The sequence below is a fragment of the uncultured Escherichia sp. genome, from assembly GCF_948475835.1.
GTDB lineage: Bacteria > Pseudomonadota > Gammaproteobacteria > Enterobacterales > Enterobacteriaceae > ECMA0423.
Genome location: NZ_CAOLGM010000009.1, coordinates 23,652 through 48,295 on the forward strand (window position 1 = coordinate 23,652; position 24,644 = coordinate 48,295).

Below are 24,644 nucleotides of genomic sequence, written 5' to 3' on the forward strand. Positions count from 1 at the left end.
TTATGTCCGAAGATATCTTTGACGCCATCATCGTCGGTGCTGGGCTTGCCGGTTCGGTTGCCGCACTGGTGCTCGCCCGCGAAGGGGCGCAAGTGTTAGTTATCGAGCGTGGCAATTCCGCAGGTGCCAAGAACGTCACCGGCGGGCGTCTCTATGCCCACAGCCTGGAACACATTATTCCTGGTTTCGCCGACTCCGCCCCCGTAGAACGCCTGATCACCCATGAAAAACTCGCGTTTATGACGGAAAAGTCAGCGATGACTATGGACTACTGCAATGGTGACGAAACCTCGCCATCCCAGCGTTCTTACTCCGTTTTGCGCAGTAAATTTGATGCCTGGCTGATGGAGCAGGCCGAAGAAGCGGGCGCGCAGTTAATTACCGGGATCCGCGTCGATAACCTCGTACAGCGCGATGGCAAAGTCGTCGGTGTAGAAGCCGATGGCGATGTGATTGAAGCGAAAACGGTGATCCTTGCTGATGGAGTGAACTCCATCCTTGCCGAAAAGCTGGGGATGGCAAAACGCGTTAAACCGACGGATGTGGCGGTTGGCGTGAAGGAACTGATCGAGTTACCGAAGTCGGTAATCGAAGACCGTTTTCAGTTGCAGGGTAATCAGGGCGCGGCTTGTCTGTTTGCGGGATCACCCACCGATGGCCTGATGGGCGGCGGCTTCCTTTATACCAATGAAAATACCCTGTCGCTGGGGCTGGTTTGTGGTCTGCATCATCTGCATGACGCAAAAAAATCGGTGCCGCAAATGCTGGAAGATTTCAAACAACATCCGGCCGTTGCACCGCTGATCGCGGGTGGCAAGCTGGTGGAATATTCCGCTCACGTAGTGCCGGAAGCAGGCATCAACATGCTGCCGGAGTTGGTTGGTGACGGCGTATTGATTGCCGGTGATGCCGCCGGAATGTGTATGAACCTCGGTTTTACCATTCGCGGTATGGATCTGGCGATTGCCGCCGGGGAAGCCGCAGCAAAAACCGTGCTTTCAGCGATGAAAAGCGACGATTTCAGTAAGCAAAAACTGGCGGAATATCGTCAGCATCTTGAGAGTGGCCCGCTGCGCGATATGCGTATGTACCAGAAACTACCGGCCTTCCTTGATAACCCACGCATGTTTAGCGGCTACCCGGAACTGGCGGTGGGCGTGGCGCGTGACCTGTTCACCATTGACGGCAGTGCGCCGGAACTGATGCGCAAGAAAATCCTCCGCCACGGCAAGAAAGTGGGCTTCATCAATCTGATCAAGGATGGCATGAAAGGAGTGACCGTTTTATGACTTCTCCCGTCAATGTGGACGTCAAACTGGGCGTCAATAAATTCAATGTCGATGAAGAGCATCCGCACATTGTTGTGAAGGCCGATGCCGATAAACAGGCCCTGGAGCTGCTGGTGAAAGCGTGCCCCGCAGGTCTGTACAAGAAGCAGGATGACGGCAGTGTGCGCTTCGATTACGCCGGATGTCTGGAGTGCGGCACCTGTCGCATTCTGGGGCTGGGGTCGGCGCTGGAACAGTGGGAATACCCGCGCGGCACCTTTGGTGTGGAGTTCCGTTACGGCTGATGTTGGTTTGATACGTAACGCCGTACTGACTCTCATTGCAAAAAAACAGGAATAACCCATGCAACCGTCCAGAAACTTTGACGATCTCAAATTCTCCTCAATTCACCGCCGCATTTTGCTGTGGGGAAGCGGTGGTCCGTTTCTGGATGGTTATGTACTGGTAATGATTGGCGTGGCGCTGGAGCAACTGACTCCGGCGCTAAAACTGGACGCTGACTGGATTGGCTTGTTGGGCGCGGGAACGCTCGCCGGGCTGTTCGTTGGCACATCGCTGTTTGGCTATATTTCCGATAAAGTCGGACGGCGCAAAATGTTCCTCATTGATATCATCGCCATCGGCGTGATATCGGTGGCGACGATGTTTGTCTCATCCCCTGTCGAACTGTTGGTGATGCGGGTACTTATCGGCATTGTCATCGGTGCAGATTATCCCATCGCCACCTCAATGATCACCGAGTTCTCCAGTACCCGTCAGCGGGCGTTTTCCATCAGCTTTATCGCCGCCATGTGGTATGTCGGCGCGACCTGCGCCGATCTGGTCGGCTACTGGCTTTATGATGTGGAAGGCGGCTGGCGCTGGATGCTGGGTAGCGCGGCGATCCCCTGTTTGTTGATTTTGATTGGTCGATTCGAACTGCCTGAATCTCCCCGCTGGTTATTACGCAAAGGGCGAGTAAAAGAGTGCGAAGAGATGATGATAAAACTGTTTGGCGAACCGGTGGCTTTCGATGAAGAGCAGCCGCAGCAAACCCGTTTTCGCGATCTGTTTAATCGCCGCCATTTTCCTTTTGTTCTGTTTGTTGCCGCCATCTGGACCTGCCAGGTGATCCCAATGTTCGCCATTTACACCTTTGGCCCGCAAATCGTTGGTTTGTTGGGATTGGGTGTTGGCAAAAACGCGGCGCTGGGGAACGTGGTGATTAGCCTGTTCTTTATGCTCGGCTGTATTCCGCCGATGCTGTGGTTAAACACTGCCGGACGGCGTCCATTGTTGATTGGCAGCTTTGCCATGATGACGCTGGCGCTGGCGGTTTTGGGGCTGATCCCGGATATGGGGATCTGGCTGGTAGTGATGGCCTTTGCGGTGTATGCCTTTTTCTCTGGCGGGCCGGGTAATTTGCAGTGGCTCTATCCTAATGAACTCTTCCCGACAGATATCCGCGCCTCTGCCGTGGGCGTGATTATGTCCTTAAGTCGTATTGGCACCATTGTTTCGACCTGGGCACTGCCGATCTTTATCAATAATTACGGTATCAGTAACACGATGCTAATGGGGGCGGGTATCTCGCTGTTTGGCTTGTTGATTTCCGTAGCGTTTGCCCCGGAGACTCGAGGGATGTCACTGGCGCAAACCAGCAATATGACGATCCGCGGGCAGAGAATGGGGTAAATTGTTCAGATTTCTCTCTTTTCTGAATCAATATTATTGACTATAAGCCGCGTGAATATATGACTACACTTTGTGGGAAAACAAAGGCGTAATCACGCGGGCTACCTATGATTCTTATAATTTATGCGCATCCGTATCCGCATCATTCCCATGCGAATAAACGGATGCTTGAACAGGCAAGGACGCTGGAAGGCGTCGAAATTCGCTCTCTTTATCAACTCTATCCTGACTTCAATATCGATATTGCCGCCGAGCAGGAGGCGCTGTCTCGCGCCGATCTGATCGTCTGGCAGCACCCGATGCAGTGGTACAGCATTCCACCGCTCCTCAAACTTTGGATCGATAAAGTTTTCTCGCACGGCTGGGCTTACGGTCACGGCGGCACGGCGCTGCATGGCAAACATTTGCTGTGGGCGGTGACGACCGGCGGCGGGGAAAGCCATTTTGAAATTGGTGCGCATCCGGGCTTTGATGTGCTGTCGCAGCCGCTACAGGCGACGGCAATCTACTGCGGGCTGAACTGGCTGCCACCGTTTGCCATGCACTGCACCTTTATTTGTGACGACGAAACCCTCGAAGGGCAGGCGCGTCACTATAAGCAACGTCTGCTGGAATGGCAGGAGGCCCATCATGGATAGCCATACGCTGGTTCAGGCGCTGATCTACCTCGGATCGGCGGCGCTGATTGTACCCATTGCGGTACGTCTTGGTCTGGGATCGGTACTTGGCTACCTGATTGCCGGCTGCATTATTGGCCCGTGGGGGCTGCGACTGGTGACCGATGCCGAATCTATCCTGCACTTTGCCGAGATTGGCGTGGTGCTGATGCTGTTTATTATCGGCCTCGAACTCGATCCACAAAGGCTATGGAAGCTGCGTGCGGCAGTGTTCGGCGGCGGCGCATTGCAGATGGTGATTTGCGGTGGCCTGCTGGGGCTGTTCTGCATGTTACTTGGGCTGCGCTGGCAGGTCGCGGAATTGATCGGCATGACGCTGGCGCTCTCCTCTACGGCGATTGCCATGCAGGCGATGAATGAACGCAATCTGATGGTGACGCAAATGGGTCGCAGTGCCTTTGCGGTGCTGCTGTTCCAGGATATCGCGGCGATCCCGCTGGTGGCGATGATTCCGCTACTGGCAACGAGCAGTGCCTCGACGACGATGGGCGCATTTGCTCTCTCGGCGTTAAAAGTGGCGGGTGCGCTGGTGCTGGTGGTATTGCTGGGGCGCTATGTCACGCGTCCGGCGCTGCGTTTTGTAGCCCGCTCTGGCTTGCGGGAAGTGTTTAGTGCCGTGGCGTTATTCCTCGTGTTTGGCTTTGGTTTGCTGCTGGAAGAGGTCGGCTTGTCGATGGCGATGGGCGCGTTTCTGGCGGGCGTACTGCTGGCAAGCTCGGAATACCGTCATGCGCTGGAGAGCGATATCGAACCATTTAAAGGTTTGCTGTTGGGGCTGTTTTTCATCGGTGTTGGCATGTCGATAGACTTTGGCACGCTGCTTGAAAACCCATTGCGCATTGTCATTTTGCTGCTCGGTTTCCTCATCATCAAAATCGCCATGCTGTGGCTGATTGCCCGACCGTTGCAAGTGCCAAATAAACAGCGTCGTTGGTTTGCGGTGCTGTTAGGGCAGGGCAGTGAGTTTGCCTTTGTGGTATTTGGCGCGGCGCAGATGGCGAATGTGCTGGAGCCGGAGTGGGCGAAATCGCTGACCCTGGCGGTGGCGCTGTCGATGGCAGCAACGCCGATTCTGCTGGTGATCCTCAATCGCCTTGAGCAATCTTCTACTGAGGAAGCGCGTGAAGCCGATGAGATCGACGAAGAACAGCCGCGCGTGATTATCGCCGGATTCGGTCGTTTTGGGCAGATTACCGGACGTTTACTGCTCTCCAGCGGGGTGAAAATGGTGGTACTCGATCACGATCCGGACCATATCGAAACCTTGCGTAAATTTGGTATGAAAGTGTTTTATGGCGATGCCACGCGGATGGATTTACTGGAATCTGCCGGAGCGGCGAAAGCGGAAGTGCTGATTAACGCCATCGACGATCCGCAAACCAACCTGCAACTGACAGAGATGGTGAAAGAACATTTCCCGCATTTGCAGATTATTGCCCGCGCCCGCGATGTCGACCACTACATTCGTTTGCGTCAGGCAGGCGTTGAAAAGCCGGAGCGTGAAACCTTCGAAGGTGCGCTGAAAACCGGGCGTCTGGCACTGGAAAGTTTAGGTCTGGGGCCGTATGAAGCGCGAGAACGTGCCGATGTGTTCCGCCGCTTTAATATTCAGATGGTGGAAGAGATGGCAATGGTTGAGAACGACACCAAAGCCCGCGCGGCGGTCTATAAACGCACCAGCGCGATGTTAAGTGAGATCATTACCGAGGACCGCGAACATCTGTCATTAATTCAACGACATGGCTGGCAGGGAACCGAAGAAGGTAAACATACCGGCAACATGGCGGATGAACCGGAAACGAAACCCTCATCCTAATAAAGAGTGACGTAAATCACACTTTACAGCTAACTGTTTGTTTTTGTTTCATTGTAATGCGGCGAGTCCAGGGAGAGAGCGTGGACTCGCCAGCAGAATATAAAATTTTCCTCAACATCATCCTCGCACCAGTCGACGACGGTTTACGCTTTACGTATAGTGGCGACAATTTTTTTTATCGGGAAATCTCAATGATCAGTCTGATTGCGGCGTTAGCGGTAGATCGCGTTATCGGCATGGAAAACGCCATGCCGTGGAACCTGCCTGCCGATCTCGCCTGGTTTAAACGCAACACCTTAAATAAACCCGTGATTATGGGCCGCCATACCTGGGAATCAATCGGTCGTCCGTTGCCAGGACGCAAAAATATTATCCTCAGCAGTCAACCGGGTACGGACGATCGCGTAACGTGGGTGAAGTCGGTGGATGAAGCCATCGCGGCGTGTGGTGACGTACCAGAAATCATGGTGATTGGCGGCGGTCGCGTTTATGAACAGTTCTTGCCAAAAGCGCAAAAACTGTATCTGACGCATATCGACGCAGAAGTGGAAGGCGACACCCATTTCCCGGATTACGAGCCGGATGACTGGGAATCGGTATTCAGCGAATTCCACGATGCTGATGCGCAGAACTCTCACAGCTATTGCTTTGAGATTCTGGAGCGGCGGTAATTTTGTATAGAATTTACGGCTAGTGCCGGATGCGACGCCGGTCGCGTCTTATCCGGCCTTCCTATATCAGGCTGTGTTTAAGACGCCGCCGCTTCGCCCAAATCCTTATGCCGGTTCGACGGCTGGACAAAATACTGCTTATCTTCCCAGCGCAGGCAGGTTAATGACCCACCCCAGCAGCAGCCGGTATCCAGCGCGTAAATACCTTCCGGCGTACCTTTGCCTTCCAGCGATGCCCAGTGACCAAAGGCGATGCTGTATTCTTCAGCGACAGGGCCAGGAATCGCAAACCACGGTTTCAGTGGGGCAGGGGCTTCTTCCGGCGATTCTTTGCTGTACATATCCAGTTGACCGTTTGGAAAGCAAAAACGCATACGGGTAAAGGCGTTGGTGATAAAACGCAGTCTTCCCAGCCCCCGCAATTCCGGTGACCAGTTATTTGGCATATCGCCGTACATAGCGTCGAGAAAGAAGGGATAGGAGTCACTCGATAGCACCGCTTCTACATCGCGCGCGCACTCTTTGGCGGTCTGTAGATCCCACTGCGGCGTGATCCCTGCGTGGGCCATCACCAACTTTTTCTCTTCGTCGATTTGCAGCAAAGGCTGGCGACGCAGCCAGTTAAGCAGCTCGTCGGCATCCGGCGCTTCCAGCAGCGGTGTCAGGCGATCTTTCGGTTTATTGCGGCTGATCCCGGCAAATACCGCCAGCAGATGCAGATCGTGATTGCCCAGCACCAGACGTACGCTGTCGCCTAAGGATTTCACATAGCGCAGAACATCCAGCGAACCCGGCCCGCGCGCGACCAGATCGCCCGTCAGCCAGAGGGTATCTTTCCCAGGGGTAAATTCTACTTTATGCAGCAATGCGATCAGTTCATCGTAACAACCATGAACGTCGCCAATAAGGTATGTCGCCATATTCTTTTAATGAATGAGTGTGGGAACGGCGAGTCGGAATACGGGAATGTCGATGCTGAAAGGGACGCCATTTTCATCGATCATTTCGTAGTGACCCTGCATGGTGCCCAGCGGGGTTTCAATGATTGCACCGCTGGTGTACTGGTACTCTTCGCCAGGCGCGATAAGTGGCTGGACGCCAACCACTCCTTCGCCCTGGACTTCGGTTTCACGGCCATTGCCATTGGTGATCAGCCAGTAACGCCCCAACAACTGCACTGGCGCTCGCCCCAGATTGCGTATGGTTACGGTATAAGCAAAAACGTAACGTTCATTATCAGGTGAAGATTGTGCCTCAATGTAGACGCTTTGAACCTGAATACACACTCGGGGCGAATTGATCATCGTTAACTCTCCTGCAAAGGCGCGTTCTCCGCCAGATAGTTCGCCATCTGGCAATATTGCGCGACAGAGATATTTTCCGCTCGCATCGCCGGGTCGATCCCCATTCCCGTTAACACCTCGACGCTAAACAGGTTGCCGAGGCTGTTACGAATGGTTTTACGACGCTGGTTAAAGGCTTCGGTGGTGATGCGGCTCAATACACGAACATCTTTAACCGGGTGAGGCATCGTTGCATGAGGAACCAGGCGCACGACGGCGGAATCCACTTTGGGTGGTGGTGTAAAGGCTGACGGCGGAACTTCCAGTACCGGGATCACGTTGCAATAGTATTGCGCCATGACGCTTAATCGACCATACGCTTTGCTGTTCGGTCCTGCAACCAGACGATTCACCACCTCTTTTTGCAACATAAAGTGCATGTCGGCAATGGCATCAGTATAGCTAAACAGATGGAACATCAACGGCGTGGAGATGTTATAAGGCAGGTTGCCGAAAACACGCAGCGGCTGACCCATTTTCTCGGCCAGTTCGCCAAAGTTAAAGGTCATCGCATCCTGCTGATAAATCGTCAGTTTCGGGCCTAAGAATGGATGCGTTTGCAGACGTGCCGCCAGATCGCGGTCAAGTTCGATGACCGTCAGCTGGTCCAGACGTTCGCCGACCGGCTCGGTCAATGCCGCCAGACCGGGGCCGATTTCGACCATTGCCTGGCCCTTTTGCGGGTTAATGGCAGAAACAATGCTGTCGATCACGAACTGATCGTTGAGAAAGTTTTGCCCGAAGCGTTTACGGGCTAAGTGGCCCTGGTGGACTCGATTATTCATTGGGTGTTAACAATCATTTTGATGGCGAGATTAAGCGCCGTAATAAAACTGCCGACATCGGCTTCGCCACGTCCCGCCAGTTCAAGCGCGGTGCCGTGGTCCACTGATGTGCGAATAAAGGGCAGGCCCAGCGTAATGTTCACACCGCGCCCGAAGCCCTGGTATTTTAGCACGGGAAGACCCTGATCGTGGTACATCGCCAGCACGGCGTCGGCGTTATCGAGATATTTCGGCTGAAACAGGGTATCGGCAGGCAGCGGCCCGTTGAGTTTCATTCCCTGCGCCCGCAGCTCGTCGAGCACCGGAATAATGGTGTCTATCTCTTCCGTACCCATATGACCGCCTTCGCCCGCGTGCGGATTCAGCCCGCAGACCAGAATGCGCGGTTCGGCAATACCAAATTTTGTACGCAAATCGTGATGCAAAATAGCAATCACTTCGTGCAAAAGTGCAGGGGTGATAGCATCTGCGATATCGCGCAGCGGTAAATGCGTCGTTGCCAGCGCCACGCGAAGTTCTTCGGTCGCCAGCATCATCACCACTTTTTTCGCCTGCGAACGCTCTTCGAAAAACTCGGTATGACCGGTAAACGGAATGCCTGCGTCGTTAATGACGCCTTTATGCACGGGGCCTGTGATCAGCGCAGCAAATTCACCGTTCAGACAGCCATCACACGCTCGCGCCAGCGTCTCCACCACGTAATGTCCATTTTCAATCGCTAACTGCCCCGCAGTGACAGATTCACGTAGCGCGACAGGAAGTAGCGTTAATGTGCCCGTAGTTTGCGGTTGTGCAGGGGAGTTGGGGGAATAAGGGCGGAGGGTGAGCGGCAAACCGAGCATCGCTGCCCGGTCGGTAAGGAGAGTGGCATCGGCACAAACAACCAGTTCGACCGGCCACTCACGCTGTGCAAGCTGGACAACTAAGTCCGGGCCAATCCCGGCGGGCTCGCCGGGAGTGATCACAACACGTTGGGTTTTAACCATTAGTTGCTCAGGATTTTAACGTAGGCGCTGGCACGTTGTTCCTGCATCCAGCTTGCTGCTTCTTCCGAGAACTTACGGTTCATCAGCATGCGGTATGCACGATCTTTCTGCGCAGCGTCGGTTTTATCGACATTACGGGTATCCAGCAGTTCGATTAAATGCCAGCCGAATGAAGAGTGAACCGGTGCACTCATTTGACCTTTGTTCAGGCGAGTCAGGGCGTCACGGAAGGCCGGATCGAAAATATCTGGTGTAGCCCAGCCGAGATCACCGCCCTGGTTAGCAGAGCCTGGATCCTGAGAGAACTCTTTCGCTGCGGCAGCAAAAGTCGTTTTACCACTCTTGATATCAGCAGCAATCTGTTCCAGTTTCACACGGGCCTGTTCGTCAGTCATGATCGGCGACGGTTTCAGCAGAATATGGCGAGCATGAACTTCGGTCACCGAGATATTTTTGCTTTCGCCGCGCAGGTCGTTAACTTTCAGAATATGGAAGCCAACGCCGGAACGAATCGGGCCAACAATGTCGCCTTTCTTCGCGGTGCTTAATGCCTGGGCGAAGATCCCGGGTAACTCCTGAATACGGCCCCAGCCCATCTGGCCGCCGTTCAGCGCCTGCTGGTCGGCAGAATGAGCAATCGCCAGCTTACCGAAATCAGCGCCGTTACGCGCCTGATCGACAATGGCGCGCGCCTGGCTTTCCGCTTCGTTCACCTGATCAGAGGTCGGGTTTTCCGGCAGCGGGATCAGGATGTGGCTCAGGTTCAGCTCAGTGCTGGCGTCGTTTTGGTTACCCACCTGCTGCGCCAGGGATTCGACTTCCTGCGGCAGGATGGTGATGCGACGACGCACCTCGTTGTTACGCACTTCAGAGATAATCATCTCTTTGCGGATCTGGTTACGATAGGTGTTGTAGTTCAGTCCATCGTAAGCCAGACGGCTGCGCATCTGATCCAGCGTCATGTTGTTCTGTTTCGCGATGTTAGCAATCGCCTGATCCAGCTGCTCATCGGAGATTTTCACTCCCATTTTCTGCCCCATCTGCAGGATGATTTGATCCATGATCAAACGTTCCATGATTTGGTGGCGCAGCGTCGCGTCATCAGGAAGTTGCTGCCTTGCCTGAGCAGCGTTCAGTTTTACCGACTGCATTAATCCATCAACGTCGCTTTCCAGCACGACGCCGTTATTGACGACGGCTGCGACTTTATCGACTACCTGGGGGGCAGCGAAACTGGTATTCGCGATCATGGCGATACCGAGAAGCAGCGTTTTCCAGTTCTTCATACTTTTTCCATTTCAATTAACCGCACTGCGGATTACGTGGTAAATCAACAAATCACAAAGTGTTTTGATACGGCAGAATGTTCGAACGCAGCATCTCTTGCGTACCCAGACCGTAGTTGGAGCTCAGGCCGCGAAGTTCGATGTTAAAGCCGATTGCGTTGTCATATACCGCATGTTGTTTATCGTTATCCCAACCGTTCAGCTTCCGCTCGTAACCGACGCGAATTGCATAGCAGCAGGAGCTGTATTGCACACCTAACATAGAGTCGGCTTGCTTGTTCGCATTGGTGTCGTAGTAGTAGGCCCCAACAATGGACCAACGATCGGCAATTGGCCAGCTGGCGACAGCACCTACCTGCGAAATACCATTCTTATATTGCTCAGCAGTGGAATAGTACTTAGGCAGCGTAGCCTGAATATATTCCGGGCTGGCGTAACGGTAATTCAGCTGTACCAGACGGTCTTCATCCCGACGGTATTCAATGCTGGAGTTACTGGTCGCTACGTTATCCAGACGTGTATCGTACTGAATCCCGCCACGCAATCCCCAACGCTCGGAGATACGCCAGTAAGTATCGCCTGCCCACACCAGTGAACCCGTTTTGTCGTCATTCTCCCATGTTATGTTGTCATCGCCAGTGCGAGACTCCGTGAAATAGTAGATTTGACCAACGGAAATATTAAAACGTTCAACGGCAGCATCATCATATATGCGAGATGTGACACCGGTCGTCACCTGGTTAGCGGAGGCAATACGGTCAAGACCGCCGTAAGTCCGGTCCCGGAACAGGCCAGAGTAGTCAGATTGCAGCAGAGACGAGTCGTAGTTATAGATGTCGCTCTGATCGCGATACGGCACGTACAAATACTGCGCGCGCGGTTCCAGCGTTTGGGTATAACCCGGAGCCAGCATTTCCATATCGCGTTCAAAGACCATTTTGCCGTCAACTTTGAATTGCGGCATTACGCGGTTAACGGATTCGTCCAGCTTGGTCGTGTTTCTGGAGTTATACCAGTCAAGATTGGTTTGCTGATAATGGGTTGCCAGCAACTTCGCTTCGGTATTGATGCTGCCCCAGTTATTAGAGAGCGGCAAATTGATGGTCGGTTCCAGGTGAACACGGGTTGCTTCAGGCATGTCGTCTCTGGTGTTAACAAAGTGCACTGCCTGGCCGTAAATACGCGTATCAAACGGACCAACATCATTCTGGTAGTAATTAACGTCTAACTGCGGCTCTGCCGAGTAGCTACTGGTGTTCTGTTCGCTGAAAACCTGGAACTGCTTGGTTGAAACGGTGGCATTGAAGTTTTGCACCGCATAGCCAACGCTGAATTTTTGCGTTGCGTAGCCGTCAGTACTGGAACCGTACTTGTTATCGAAATCATTGAAGTAGCTAGGATCGCTGACCTTGGTGTAGTCGACGTTGAAACGCCACACCTGATCCATGACCCCGGAGTGGTTCCAGTAGAATAACCAACGACGTGAACTGTCATCGTTCGGGTGTTCATCTTCATAGACTTTATCTGAAGGCAGATAGTCCAGTTCCATCAAGCCAGCGCCCGCTTGGGAGAGGTAGCGGAATTCGTTCTCCCACATGATGTTGCCACGACGATGCATATAATGCGGCGTGATGGTGGCATCCATATTTGGCGCGATGTTCCAGTAATATGGCAGGTAGAACTCAAAGTAGTTGGTGGTGGTGTACTTGGCGTTCGGGATCAAGAAACCAGAGCGACGTTTGTCACCCACCGGCAACTGCAAATAGGGGCTATAAAAGATCGGTACCGGACCCACCTTAAAGCGGGCGTTCCAGATCTCCGCAACTTGTTCTTCGCGGTCATGAATAATTTCGCTACCTACCACGCTCCAGGTGTCAGAACCCGGCAGACAGGAGGTAAAGCTACCGTTATCCAGAATGGTATAGCGGTTTTCGCCACGTTGTTTCATCAGGTCCGCTTTACCGCGACCCTGGCGACCCACCATCTGGTAATCACCTTCCCAGACGTTGGTATCTTTGGTGTTCAGATTCGCCCAGCCTTTCGGCCCTTTGAGGATCACCTGGTTATCGTCGTAATGGACATTACCGAGCGCATCAACGGTACGTACCGGCTCCGGTTGTCCTGGTGCCTCTTTTTGATGGAGCTGCACTTCGTCGGCCTGCAGACGGCTGTTACCCTGCATGATATCCACGCTGCCAGTAAACACGGCGTCATCCGGGTAGTCCCCTTTCGCGTGGTCAGCATTGATAGTCACGGGTAAGTCATTGGTATCGCCCTGTACCAGAGGACGGTCATAGCTTGGCACGCCCAACATGCACTGTGAGGCGAGGTCGGCTGCCAGTCCCTGTTGACTATAAAGGGCGGTGGCAATCATGGTGGCCAGGAGAGTGGGGATACGTTTTTTCATACGTTGATTTTATTGTTCCATCATCGGTAACGTTGCGCGTGACAAACGGTCAGAGACTAACGTACTCGTCATCTCTACGCTAGTGTTAATCCTGTCCGAATAGCGTCAGTGGTGTTAGGCACGGCATTGAATGACAGGTATGATAATGCAAATTATAGGCGATGTCCCACAATTGACCGCAGCCGGAAAACGGTAAAAGCACCTTTATATTGTGGGAGATAGCCCTGATATCCGTGTGTCGATTTGGGGAATATATGCAGTATTGGGGAAAAATCATTGGCGTGGCCGTGGCCTTACTGATGGGCGGCGGCTTTTGGGGCGTAGTGTTAGGCCTGTTAATTGGCCATATGTTTGATAAAGCCCGTAGCCGTAAAATGGCGTGGTTCGCCAACCAGCGTGAGCGTCAGGCGCTGTTTTTTGCCACCACTTTTGAAGTGATGGGGCATTTAACCAAATCCAAAGGTCGCGTCACGGAGGCTGATATTCATATCGCCAGCCAGTTGATGGACCGAATGAATCTTCATGGCGCTTCCCGTACTGCGGCGCAAAATGCGTTCCGGGTGGGAAAATCAGACAATTACCCGCTGCGCGAAAAGATGCGCCAGTTTCGCAGTGTCTGCTTTGGTCGTTTTGACTTAATTCGTATGTTTCTGGAGATCCAGATTCAGGCGGCGTTTGCTGATGGTTCACTGCACCCGAATGAACGGGCGGTGCTGTATGTTATTGCTGAAGAATTAGGGATCTCCCGCGCCCAGTTTGACCAGTTTTTGCGCATGATGCAGGGCGGTGCACAGTTTGGCGGCGGTTATCAGCAGCAATCTGGCGGTGGTAACTGGCAGCAAGCGCAGCGTGGCCCGACGCTGGAAGATGCCTGTAATGTGCTGGGCGTGAAGCCGACGGATGATGCGACCACCATCAAACGTGCCTACCGTAAGCTGATGAGTGAACACCATCCCGATAAGCTGGTGGCGAAAGGTTTGCCGCCTGAGATGATGGAGATGGCGAAGCAGAAAGCGCAGGAAATTCAGCAGGCATATGAGCTGATAAAGCAGCAGAAAGGGTTTAAATAAGTTTTAAACTGTAGGCCTGATAAGACGCGGCCCGCGTCGCATCAGGCAATCGGCGCACAATTGCCGGATGCGGCGTGAACGCCTTATCCGCCTACCGAACTGCGCCAGCGTGACGATTAAAAATCCGCTGGCGCTTTAAACGTCATACTATTGCCATACGCCGGATGGGTAATCGTCAACATCTCTGCATGTAGCAACAAACGCGGTGCCATCGCTCTCGCTTCTGGTGATGCATAAAAACGATCGCCGAGAATCGGATGCCCCAGCGCCAGCATATGCACACGCAATTGATGCGAACGCCCGGTAATCGGTTTTAACACCACTCTTGCCGTGTTATCCGCCGCATACTCCACCACTTCATATTCCGTCTGCGCAGGTTTACCCGTTTCGTAACAGACTTTCTGTTTCGGGCGGTTTGGCCAGTCGCAAATCAGCGGCAGATCCACCAGACCTTCTGCGGGGGATGGATGCCCCCAGACGCGGGCCACATACTGCTTTTTCGGCTCGCGCTCGCGGAACTGGCGTTTTAACTCCCGCTCCGCGGCTTTGGTCAGCGCCACTACAATCACGCCGCTGGTAGCCATATCCAGACGATGCACCGATTCTGCCTGCGGATAATCACGCTGAATGCGCGTCATCACGCTGTCTTTGTGCTCTTCCAGACGACCCGGCACAGACAACAAACCGCTCGGCTTGTTGACCACCATAATGTGGTCATCCTGATACAGGATAACCAACCAGGGTTCCTGCGGTGGATTGTAGTTTTCCATCCCCATTTTCAGCTCCGTTACTGATGCGTCACAACGATCAAACGCAGGGCATCCAGACGCCAACCTGCCTGATCCAGGCTTTCCATTATCTGCTGACGGTTGCTCTCAATGGCGGTCAGTTCGTCGTCACGAATGTTCGGGTTCACTGCACGCAGAGCTTCCAGACGAGACAGCTCGGCAGACAGTTTTTCGTCGGCTTCGTTACGCGCTGCATCAATCAATGCACGGGCAGATTTCTCGATCTGCGCTTCACCCAGTTGAAGGATAGCGTGAACATCCTGCTGCACGGCGTTAACCAGTTTGCTGCCGGTGTGACGGTTAACCGCGTTAAGCTGGCGGTTAAAGGTTTCAAACTCTACCTGCGCCGCTAGGTTGTTGCCGTTTTTATCCAGCAGCATACGTACCGGCGTCGGTGGCAGGAAGCGGTTGAGCTGCAACTGCTTCGGAGCCTGGGCTTCAACCACATAAATCAGTTCCACCAACAGCGTACCTACCGGCAACGCTTTGTTTTTTAACAGTGAAATCGTGCTGCTACCGGTATCGCCAGAAAGGATCAGATCCAGACCGTTGCGGATCAGCGGATGCTCCCAGGTAATAAACTGTGCATCTTCACGCGCCAGTGCCACTTCACGATCAAAGGTGATGGTGATGCCATCTTCCGACAGGCCAGGGAAGTCCGGCACCAGCATATGATCGGACGGCGTCAGCACGATCATGTTGTCGCCGCGATCGTCCTGATTGATACCGATAATATCGAACAGGTTCATGGCGAAGGCGATCAGGTTGGTATCGTCATCCTGCTCTTCAATGCTTTCTGCCAGTGCCTGGGCTTTTTCGCCACCGTTGGAGTGGATTTCCAGCAGGCGGTCACGACCCTGTTCCAGCTGTGCTTTCAGCGCTTCATGTTGCTCGCGGCAGTTTTTGATCAGATCGTCAAAGCCTTCGGTTTGATCCGGTGAAGCCAGATAGTTAATCAGATCGTTGTATACGCTATCGTAAATAGTGCGTCCGGTCGGGCAGGTGTGCTCAAATGCATCCAGACCTTCGTGATACCAGCGCACCAGCACCGACTGAGCGGTTTTCTCCAGATAAGGCACATGGATCTGAATATCGTGCGCCTGGCCGATACGATCCAGACGACCAATACGCTGCTCCAGTAGATCCGGGTTGAATGGCAGGTCAAACATCACCATGTGGCTGGCGAACTGGAAGTTACGTCCTTCAGAACCGATTTCTGAGCACAGCAGTACCTGTGCGCCGGTGTCTTCTTCGGCAAACCAGGCGGCAGCGCGGTCACGTTCGATAATCGACATACCTTCGTGGAACACCGCAGCGCGAATACCTTCACGTTCGCGCAGTACCTGCTCCAGTTGCAGCGCAGTGGCAGCTTTGGCGCAGATCACCAGCACTTTCTGAGAGCGATGGCTGGTCAGGTAGCCCATCAGCCACTCAACGCGCGGATCGAAGTTCCACCAGGTGGCGTTATCACCTTCAAATTCCTGATAAATACGCTCCGGGTAGAGCATATCGCGAGCACGATCTTCCGCACTTTTACGTGCGCCCATAATGCCGGAGACTTTAATAGCCGTCTGATACTGCGTCGGTAGCGGCAGTTTAATGGTGTGCAGCTCGCGTTTCGGGAATCCTTTCACACCGTTACGCGTGTTACGGAACAGCACGCGGCTGGTGCCGTGGCGATCCATCAGCATCGAAACCAGCTCCTGACGGGCGCTCTGGGCATCTTCGCTGTCGCTGTTTGCTGCCTGCAACAGCGGCTCGATATCCTGCTCGCCGATCATCTCGCCGAGCATGTTCAGTTCGTCATTGCTCAGTTTGTTACCTGCCAGCAGCATGGCAACGGCGTCCGCAACCGGACGATAATTTTTCTGCTCTTCAACGAACTGCGCAAAATCGTGGAAACGGTTCGGGTCCAGCAGACGCAGACGGGCGAAGTGGCTTTCCATCCCCAGCTGTTCCGGGGTCGCGGTCAGCAGCAGAACGCCCGGCACGTGCTCTGCCAGTTGTTCAATGGCCTGATATTCACGGCTTGGCGCATCTTCGCTCCACACCAGGTGATGCGCTTCATCGACCACCAGCAGGTCCCATTCGGCTTCACAGAGATGTTCCAGGCGCTGTTTGCTACGACGGGCAAAATCCAGCGAGCAAATCACCAGCTGTTCGGTGTCAAACGGGTTGTAAGCATCGTGCTGAGCTTCGGCATAACGCTCATCATCAAATAGCGCAAAGCGCAGGTTGAAACGGCGCAGCATTTCTACCAGCCACTGATGCTGTAAGGTTTCCGGGACGATAATTAGCACACGTTCAGCAGCGCCAGAGAGCAGTTGCTGATGCAGGATCATCCCGGCTTCAATGGTTTTCCCTAAACCCACTTCGTCAGCCAGCAGGACGCGCGGCGCGTGGCGGCGACCAACATCATGAGCGATGTTGAGCTGATGCGGAATCAGGCTGGTACGCTGACCGCGCAGGCCGCTGTACGGCATACGGAACTGTTCGCTGGAATACTTACGCGCGCGATAACGCAGCGCAAAGCGGTCCATACGGTCAATCTGCCCGGCAAACAGACGGTCCTGCGGTTTGCTGAACACCAGTTTGCTATCAAGGAAAACTTCACGCAGGGCTACGCCGGACTCTTCAGTATCCAGGCGAGTACCGATATAGGTCAGCAAGCCATTTTCTTCTTTTACTTCTTCGACTTGCATCTGCCAGCCGTCATGGCTGGTAATAGTATCACCAGGGTTGAACATCACGCGGGTCACGGGGGAATCACTGCGTGCGTACAGACGGTTTTCACCAGTAGATGGGAAAAGTAAAGTGACAGTTCGCGCATCCACCGCGACAACGGTTCCAAGTCCCAATTCGCTTTCTGTATCGCTGATCCAGCGTTGACCAAGTGTAAAAGGCATATGTGTTCGGCTCTATATCTTTAATTGCAGGCAATAACCACCCGCTACCGTGCTTATGAGGTAGTGGTGTTATTCAGGTCCAGGAATGGAAAGGGCGCTATGGTACTGGATGGCAAAGCATTCGTCACGCATCAAAATGGTATCTGGCGAACTCTTTTTTTTGCTCAAAATAGCCCAAGTTGCCCGGTCATAAGTGTAGCAAAATTATCCTCAATAAAAGGGAGTATTCCCTCCGCCACGGGTTGTAGCTGGCGGGTCAGATAGTGTTCGTAATCCAGTGGTGAACGTTGGTAGTCCAGCGGCTCCGGGCCGTTGGTGGTCCATACGTACTTAATGGTGCCGCGATTCTGATATTGCAAGGGGCGACCGCGCTTTTGGTTTTCTTCATCGGCAAGGCGAGCGGCGCGTACATGAGGCGGCACATTACGCTGATACTCGCTCAGCGGACGGCGAAGGCGTTTACGGTAAACCAGTCGCGCATCCAGTTCACCCGCCATCAGTTTGTCGATGGTTTCGCGTACATATTCCTGATATGGCTCGTTGCGGAAGATGCGCAGGTATAGCTCCTGCTGAAACTGCTGGGCCAGCGGCGTCCAGTCGGTGCGCACGGTTTCCAGCCCTTTAAACACCATCCGCTGTTTATCGCCCTCCTGAATCAGCCCGGCGTAGCGCTTTTTACTGCCGGTATCGGCTCCGCGAATGGTTGGCATCAGAAAACGGCAGAAATGAGTTTCATACTCCAGTTCTAATGCGCTGGTCAGCCGTTGTTTTTGCAGCGTTTCCGCCCACCAGGCGTTAACGTGCTGCACCAGTACACGACCGATTTTCGCCGCCTCTTCTTCCGAATGTGCACCTTTTAGCCAGACAAAAGTCGAGTCGGTATCTCCGTAGATAACGTCGTAGCCCTGCGCTTCAATCAATGCTTTGGTCTGCCGCATGATCTGATGACCACGCATGGTGATCGACGATGCCAGGCGCGGATCGAAGAAGCGGCAGGCGGTGGTGCCGAGCACGCCATAAAAGGCATTCATAATGATCTTCAGCGCCTGCGAAAGCGGCTTATTACCCTGACGTTTGGCTTCATCGCGCCCGTGCCAGATGTTAGTCACAATCTCCGGCAGGCAATGTTTCTCCCGTGAGAACCAGGCATCGAGAAAACCTTCGGTACTGTGCTCTGGATCAGGTTGCGCCATGCCTTCAACCAGCCCGACGGGATCAATCAGAAAGGTGCGGATGATCGACGGGTACAGGCTTTTATAGTCCAGCACCAGCACTGAATCATAAAGCCCTGGCCGTGAATCCATCACGTAGCCGCCAGGGCTGGCGTGCGGTGGCACTTCGCCGAGATTAGGCGCGACATAACCAGCGCGATGCATTCGCGGAAAATAGAGATGACCAAACGCTGCCACCGAACCGCCGTGCCGATCCACCGGCAGGCCGTTCACCGTTGCTCGTTCGAGTAAAAATGGCATGATTTCAGTTTTGTGGAAGATCTGCGTCACCAGCTCGCAATCTTTCAGGTTATAAGTTGCCAGCGCAGGTTTATCTTCGGCGAAACGGCGGTCAATTTCGTCCATTCGATCCCACGGGTTATCGATAGATTTTCCTTCGCCTAATAGCTCCTGAGCGACAGTTTCCAGCGAGAATGAAGAGAAATTCCAGAACGCGGATTTCAGCGCTTCGATACCGTCGATAATTAGCCGACCTTTAGCCTGGGCAAAAAAGACGCCGTTTTTAAAGCCGTGCTCGCGCCACTCCAGCTCGCTATTATCGCGCCCAAGACGCAGCGGAAGACGGTAACGCTCGGCATGTTTTTGCAGCATTCGCAGATCGAACTGCACCACGTTCCAGCCGATGATCACATCGGGATCGTGGTTTGCAAACCAGGCGTTGAGTTTTTCCAGCAGCAGCGGGCGGCTGGCGACGTATTCCAGTTCGAAATCAAGCGAGGAGGCGTCGCCATTCTCCGGCCCCAGCATATAAACGATGCGCTGCCCGCAGCCTTCCAGGCCGATGCAGTACAGCTCACCGTGGCGGGTGGTTTCAATATCTATAGAAACCCACTTGAGCGGCGGACGATAGTCGGGATGCGGTTTCAGACGGGCATTAACGATAGTGCCATTGTGCATATCACCCTCGACCCACACCGGTGAGGTGATAAACCGCTCCATCAGATAGCGTTCTGGCGGGCGCACATCGGCCTCGTAGACGGTAACGCCACCTTCACGCAGGCGCTTTTCGTAATTCATCAATTGGCGATGGGCGCGACAGTAAAGGCCATACACCGGCTGGCGGTGAAAATCCTTTAACGCCAGCGGTGTCAGGCGAAAGCCTTGTTCACCCTGCAAAATATGCTGAGCGCGGGGAACCTGATCGGCGGGAATAAACGCCACGGACTCTTGCGGTGCAAGCGTAACCTGCAACGGCCCGTTGTCCGTCGCCAGCCAGAAGGAGACTTCTGTCCCTTGCGGGGTGTCCCGCCAGTGTCGGGTTAAGATAAAACCTGCCTGCGCCACGCTGAAAATCCATCAAAAAACCAGGCTTGAGTATAGCCTGGTTTCGTTTGATTGGCTGTGGTTTTATACAGTCATTACTGCCCGTAATATGCCTTCGCGCCATGCTTACGCAGATAGTGTTTATCCAGCAGCGTTTGCTGCATATCCGGTAACTGCGGCGCTAACTGACGGCAGAATATCCCCATATAAGCGACCTCTTCCAGCACGATGGCGTTATGCACCGCATCTTCGGCATTTTTGCCCCATGCAAACGGGCCGTGGGAATGGACCAGAACGCCGGGCATTTGCGCTGCATCGATACCCTGTTTTTCAAAGGTTTCTACGATGACGTTACCGGTTTCCCACTCATATTCGCCGTTGATTTCTGCGTCGGTCATTTTGCGGGTGCAGGGAATGGTGCCGTAGAAATAGTCGGCGTGGGTGGTGCCGATTGCTGGAATCGACTGACCCGACTGCGCCCAGATGGTGGCGTGGCGCGAGTGCGTATGCACAATGCCGCCAATGGAGGGGAATGCCTGATAGAGCAGCCGGTGAGTTGGCGTGTCGGAGGAGGGCTTTTTCGTACCTTCAACCACTTCACCGGTTTCGATGCTAACCACGACCATATCGTCAGCGGTCATGACGCTGTAATCGACGCCGGAAGGTTTGATCACAAAGACGCCGCGCTCGCGATCAACGGCGCTGACGTTGCCCCATGTGAGCGTGACCAGGTTGTGTTTTGGCAGCGCCAGGTTGGCTTCTAATACCTGGCGTTTGAGATCTTCTAACATGTTGACTCCTGAGAGGTCGTTTCCCCTCACCCCGGCCCTCTCCCCAAAGGGGCGAGGGGGAAAACAATGCCGGATGCGCTTTGCTTATCCGGCCTACAAAATCGCAGCGTGTAGGCCAGATAAGACGCGTCAGCGTCGCATCAGGCGTTACATACCTGATGTGGCTACTTAGCGACGAAATCCGTAATACACTTCGTTCCAGCGCAGTGCGTCTTTAAACGCTGGCAGGCGGGTGTCGTTATCAATCACCGTGATTTCAATGTCGTGCATCTCGGCGAACTGGCGCATATCGTTGAGGTTCAGCGCATGGCTGAAGACGGTATGGTGCGCGCCACCAGCAAGGATCCACGCTTCGGAAGCAGTTGGCAGATCCGGTTGCGCTTTCCACAGCGCATTCGCCACCGGCAGTTTCGGCAGGGAGTGCGGTGTTTTCACCGTGTCGATACAGTTAACCAGCAGACGGTAACGATCGCCGAGATCAATCAGGCTGGCGACAATCGCTGGACCGGTTTGGGTATTGAAGATCAGTCGGGCAGGATCGTCCTTACCACCAATACCGAGATGCTGAACGTCGAGGATCGGTTTCTCTTCTACGGCAATCGACGGGCAGACTTCCAGCATATGGGAGCCGAGCACCAGGTCATTACCTTTCTCGAAGTGATAGGTGTAGTCCTCCATAAAGGAGGTGCCGCCCTGCAGACCGGTTGACATCACCTTCATGATGCGAAGCAGGGCGGCGGTTTTCCAGTCGCCTTCGCCCGCAAAGCCGTAACCCTGCTGCATCAGACGCTGTACGGCCAGACCTGGAAGCTGTTTCAGACCGTGCAAATCTTCAAAGGTGGTGGTGAACGCGTGGAAGCCACCTTGTTCCAGGAAACGCTTCATCCCCAGCTCAATACGCGCCGCTTCCAGCACGTTCTGTCGTTTTTCGCCGTGGATTTGTGTGGCAGGCGTCATGGTGTAGCAGCTTTCGTACTCATCGACCAGCGCGTTAACATCGCCGTCGCTGATGGAGTTCACCACCTGCACCAGATCGCCAACCGCCCAGGTATTGACGGAGAAACCGAACTTGATCTGTGCGGCAACTTTATCACCATCGGTGACCGCTACTTCACGCATGTTATCGCCAAAACGGCAGACTTTCAGATGACGGGTATCCTGTTTAGAGACCGCCTGGCGCATCCAGGAGCCGATACGCTCATGGGCTTGTTTATCCTGCCAGTGACCGGTAACCACGGCATGTTGCTGACGCATACGCGCGCCAATGAAGCCGAACTCGCGACCGCCATGTGCAGTCTGGTTCAGGTTCATAAAGTCCATATCGATACTGTCCCACGGCAGCGCCGCGTTAAACTGGGTGTGGAATTGCAGCAACGGTTTGTTGAGCATGGTCAGGCCGTTGATCCACATTTTGGCCGGGGAGAAGGTGTGCAGCCACACCACCAGACCAGCGCAACGATCGTCGTAATTCGCGTCGCGGCAAATAGCGGTGATTTCATCCGGCGTGGTGCCCAGCGGTTTCAACACCAGTTTGCAGGGCAGTTTCGCTTCCGTATTCAGCGCATTAACAACGTGCTCGGCATGTTGGGTGACCTGACGCAGGGTTTCCGGGCCATACAGATGCTGGCTGCCAATGACAAACCACACTTCATAATTATCAAAAATCGTCATTATCGTGTCCTTATAGAGTCGCAACGGCCTGGGCAGCCTGTGCCGGGGCGGAAGTTGGAAGATAGTGTTGTTCGGCGCTCATCGCCCATTGCTGATAGCGGCGATAAAGCTGTTCAAAGCGTTGTGCCTGTTCGCTGCGCGGTTGCAGGGTTTTCTCTACCGCACTGGCCATTTTTTGCTGGGCTGATGGGATGTCTGCGTGCACTTTCGCGGCGACGGCAGCAAAAATCGCCGCACCGAGCGCACAGCACTGGTCAGAGGCAACAATTTGCAGCGGGCGATTCAGCACGTCGCAGCAGGCCTGCATAATGACCTGGTTTTTCCGCGCGATGCCGCCCAGCGCCATCACGTTATTGACGGCGATCCCCTGATCGGTAAAGCACTCCATGATTGCGCGTGCGCCAAAGGCGGTGGCAGCAATCAAACCGCCGAACAGCAGCGGAGCGTCGGTAGCGAGGTTAAGATCGGTAATCACCCCTTTCAGGCGTTGGTTAGCGTTCGGTGTGCGACGACCGTTAAACCAGTCGAGCACCACCGGCAGGTGATCCAGAGACGGATTTTTGGCCCATGCTTCGGTCAGCGCCGGAAGCAGTTGTTTCTGGCTGGCGTTGATTTGCGCTTTCAGTTCCGGATGCTGGGCGGCAAGCTGTTCCAGCGGCCAGCCGAGTACGCGACCAAACCAGGCGTAGATATCACCAAACGCCGATTGGCCTGCTTCCAGACCGATAAATCCAGGTACCACGCTGCCATCAACCTGACCGCAAATACCTTTAACTGCCCGCTCGCCAACGCTCTGTTTGTCGGCAATCAGAATGTCGCAGGTGGAAGTACCGATAACTTTTACCAGTGCGTTAGGCTGTGCGCCTGCGCCAACTGCGCCCATATGGCAGTCAAACGCGCCGCCGGAAATCACCACGCTTTCAGGCAGGCCGAGACGCTGCGCCCATTCCGGGCATAAGGTGCCCACCGGAATATCGGCAGTCCAGGTGTCAGTGAACAGCGGGGAAGGCAAATGGCGATTGAGGATCGGGTCCAGCTCATCAAAGAAACTGGCTGGCGGCAAGCCGCCCCAGCTTTCGTGCCACAGAGATTTATGCCCGGCGCTGCAACGTCCGCGACGAATATCCTGCGGGCGGGTGGTACCGGAAAGCAGAGCTGGCACCCAGTCGCACAGCTCAATCCACGATGCGGCAGATTGCGCCACGGCGGTGTCCTGGCGAGTCACATGCAGGATTTTTGCCCAGAACCATTCGCTGGAATAAATACCGCCAATGTAGCGGGAGTAGTCAACGTTGCCCGGCGCGTGGCACAAACGGGTAATCTCTTCCGCTTCTTCAACCGCAGTGTGGTCTTTCCACAATACGAACATCGCGTTCGGGTTTTCGGCAAACTCCGGGCGCAGCGCCAGCACGTTACCGTCGGCATCAATCGGTGCGGGCGTCGAGCCGGTACTGTCAACGCCAATCCCGACCACAGCTGCGCGCTGTTCGACGCTAAGCTCTGCAAGCACGGTTTTCAGTGCCGCTTCCATTGACTCAATGTAGTCACGCGGATGATGACGGAACTGGTTATTCGGGGCATCACAAAATTGCCCTTTTTGCCAACGGGGATACCACTCTACGCTGGTGGCGATCTCTTCACCGCTGGCGCAATCCACCGCCAAAGCTCGCACAGAATCACTGCCAAAATCGAGGCCAATTGCAATCGCCATCGTTTCACTCCATCCAAAAAAACGGGTATGGAGAAACAGTAGAGAGTTGCGATAAAAAGCGTCAGGTAGGATCCGCTAATCTTATGGATAAAAATGCTATGGCATAGCAAAGTGTGACGCCGTGCAAATAATCAATGTGGACTTTTCTGCCGTGATTATAGACACTTTTGTTACGCGTTTTTGTCATGGCTTTGGTCCCGCTTTGTTACAGAATGCTTTTAATAAGCGGGGTTACCGGTTGGGTTAGCGAGAAGAGCCAGTAAAAGACGCAGTGACGG

At 54.1% G+C, this 24,644-nt stretch carries 19 protein-coding genes; 7 read left to right on the forward strand and 12 right to left on the reverse strand.

The features are described 5' to 3' along the window. The first annotated feature begins 2 nt into the window (after positions 1–2). From QZF50_RS03460 to folA, 6 genes are all read left to right on the forward strand, one after another. Complete coding sequence (locus QZF50_RS03460) at positions 3–1,289, forward strand: FAD-dependent oxidoreductase (protein WP_001287715.1); 1,287 nt, start codon at positions 3–5, stop codon at positions 1,287–1,289. Then, positions 1,286–1,573 carry a ferredoxin-like protein FixX gene (gene fixX / locus QZF50_RS03465; protein ID WP_000203741.1) on the forward strand — a complete coding sequence of 96 codons (288 nt, stop codon included), beginning with the start codon at positions 1,286–1,288 and terminating at the stop codon, positions 1,571–1,573. Before QZF50_RS03460 ends, fixX begins: the two co-directional genes overlap by 4 nt. A 58-nt stretch (positions 1,574–1,631) precedes the next feature. Then, entirely contained in the window at positions 1,632–2,963 is a 1,332-nt protein-coding gene (locus QZF50_RS03470) for an MFS transporter (protein WP_001183198.1), read from the forward strand. A 107-nt stretch (positions 2,964–3,070) separates the two neighbouring features. Beyond that, positions 3,071–3,601, forward strand: coding sequence for a glutathione-regulated potassium-efflux system oxidoreductase KefF (gene kefF / locus QZF50_RS03475; protein ID WP_000600725.1), 531 nt, complete (start codon positions 3,071–3,073; stop codon positions 3,599–3,601). After that, on the forward strand, positions 3,594–5,456 hold the full coding sequence (kefC, locus tag QZF50_RS03480) for a glutathione-regulated potassium-efflux system protein KefC (protein WP_000377194.1): 1,863 nt from the start codon (positions 3,594–3,596) through the stop codon (positions 5,454–5,456). The genes kefF and kefC overlap by 8 nt, the downstream gene beginning before the upstream one ends. Before the next feature lie 191 nt (positions 5,457–5,647). Continuing rightward, entirely contained in the window at positions 5,648–6,127 is a 480-nt protein-coding gene (gene folA, locus QZF50_RS03485; protein ID WP_000624375.1) for a type 3 dihydrofolate reductase, read from the forward strand. A gap of 77 nt (positions 6,128–6,204) precedes the next feature. Here the strand turns inward: folA and apaH are convergent, their stop codons facing one another. Genes apaH through lptD form a run of 6 tightly spaced genes read right to left on the reverse strand, consistent with a single transcriptional unit; the run spans position 6,205 to position 12,934 of the window. Beyond that, positions 6,205–7,047, reverse strand: a complete 843-nt coding sequence (apaH, locus tag QZF50_RS03490; protein ID WP_000257186.1) for a bis(5'-nucleosyl)-tetraphosphatase (symmetrical) ApaH — start codon at positions 7,045–7,047, stop codon at positions 6,205–6,207. A gap of 6 nt (positions 7,048–7,053) precedes the next feature. Further along, positions 7,054–7,431 carry a Co2+/Mg2+ efflux protein ApaG gene (apaG, locus tag QZF50_RS03495; RefSeq protein ID WP_000610901.1) on the reverse strand — a complete coding sequence of 126 codons (378 nt, stop codon included), beginning with the start codon at positions 7,429–7,431 and terminating at the stop codon, positions 7,054–7,056. 2 nt (positions 7,432–7,433) lie between these two features. Beyond that, positions 7,434–8,255, reverse strand: coding sequence for a 16S rRNA (adenine(1518)-N(6)/adenine(1519)-N(6))-dimethyltransferase RsmA (rsmA, locus tag QZF50_RS03500; protein WP_001065381.1), 822 nt, complete (start codon positions 8,253–8,255; stop codon positions 7,434–7,436). Next, positions 8,252–9,241, reverse strand: coding sequence for a 4-hydroxythreonine-4-phosphate dehydrogenase PdxA (gene pdxA / locus QZF50_RS03505; RefSeq protein WP_000241259.1), 990 nt, complete (start codon positions 9,239–9,241; stop codon positions 8,252–8,254). The genes rsmA and pdxA overlap by 4 nt, the downstream gene beginning before the upstream one ends. Continuing rightward, on the reverse strand, positions 9,241–10,527 hold the full coding sequence (gene surA, locus QZF50_RS03510; RefSeq protein ID WP_000800457.1) for a peptidylprolyl isomerase SurA: 1,287 nt from the start codon (positions 10,525–10,527) through the stop codon (positions 9,241–9,243). Before surA ends, pdxA begins: the two co-directional genes overlap by 1 nt. 52 nt (positions 10,528–10,579) lie before the next feature. Beyond that, on the reverse strand, positions 10,580–12,934 hold the full coding sequence (gene lptD, locus QZF50_RS03515; protein ID WP_000746151.1) for an LPS assembly protein LptD: 2,355 nt from the start codon (positions 12,932–12,934) through the stop codon (positions 10,580–10,582). A 254-nt stretch (positions 12,935–13,188) separates the two neighbouring features. On the opposite strand from lptD, the gene djlA reads away from it, so the two are divergent. Then, positions 13,189–14,004 carry a co-chaperone DjlA gene (gene djlA, locus QZF50_RS03520; protein WP_001200573.1) on the forward strand — a complete coding sequence of 272 codons (816 nt, stop codon included), beginning with the start codon at positions 13,189–13,191 and terminating at the stop codon, positions 14,002–14,004. 116 nt (positions 14,005–14,120) lie between these two features. Here the strand turns inward: djlA and rluA are convergent, their stop codons facing one another. From rluA to araB, 6 genes are all read right to left on the reverse strand, one after another. Continuing rightward, a complete protein-coding gene (rluA, locus tag QZF50_RS03525) occupies positions 14,121–14,780 on the reverse strand; it encodes a bifunctional tRNA pseudouridine(32) synthase/23S rRNA pseudouridine(746) synthase RluA (RefSeq protein WP_000525176.1) in 660 nt (219 codons plus the stop codon). An 11-nt stretch (positions 14,781–14,791) separates the two neighbouring features. Continuing rightward, the gene (gene rapA, locus QZF50_RS03530; RefSeq protein ID WP_001117010.1) at positions 14,792–17,698 is read right to left on the reverse strand and encodes an RNA polymerase-associated protein RapA; all 2,907 of its coding nucleotides are present in this window, start codon (positions 17,696–17,698) and stop codon (positions 14,792–14,794) included. Positions 17,699–17,862: 164 nt separating this feature from the next. Continuing rightward, positions 17,863–20,214, reverse strand: a complete 2,352-nt coding sequence (gene polB / locus QZF50_RS03535) for a DNA polymerase II (protein ID WP_000035654.1) — start codon at positions 20,212–20,214, stop codon at positions 17,863–17,865. 74 nt (positions 20,215–20,288) lie between these two features. Next, the gene (gene araD, locus QZF50_RS03540; protein ID WP_000888668.1) at positions 20,289–20,984 is read right to left on the reverse strand and encodes an L-ribulose-5-phosphate 4-epimerase; all 696 of its coding nucleotides are present in this window, start codon (positions 20,982–20,984) and stop codon (positions 20,289–20,291) included. 168 nt (positions 20,985–21,152) lie between these two features. Next, positions 21,153–22,655: an L-arabinose isomerase gene (gene araA, locus QZF50_RS03545; RefSeq protein WP_000151734.1), complete on the reverse strand. Its 1,503-nt coding sequence runs from the start codon at positions 22,653–22,655 to the stop codon at positions 21,153–21,155. Positions 22,656–22,665: 10 nt separating this feature from the next. Next, a complete protein-coding gene (araB, locus tag QZF50_RS03550) occupies positions 22,666–24,366 on the reverse strand; it encodes a ribulokinase (protein WP_000951783.1) in 1,701 nt (566 codons plus the stop codon). Positions 24,367–24,644: the final 278 nt, after the last annotated feature.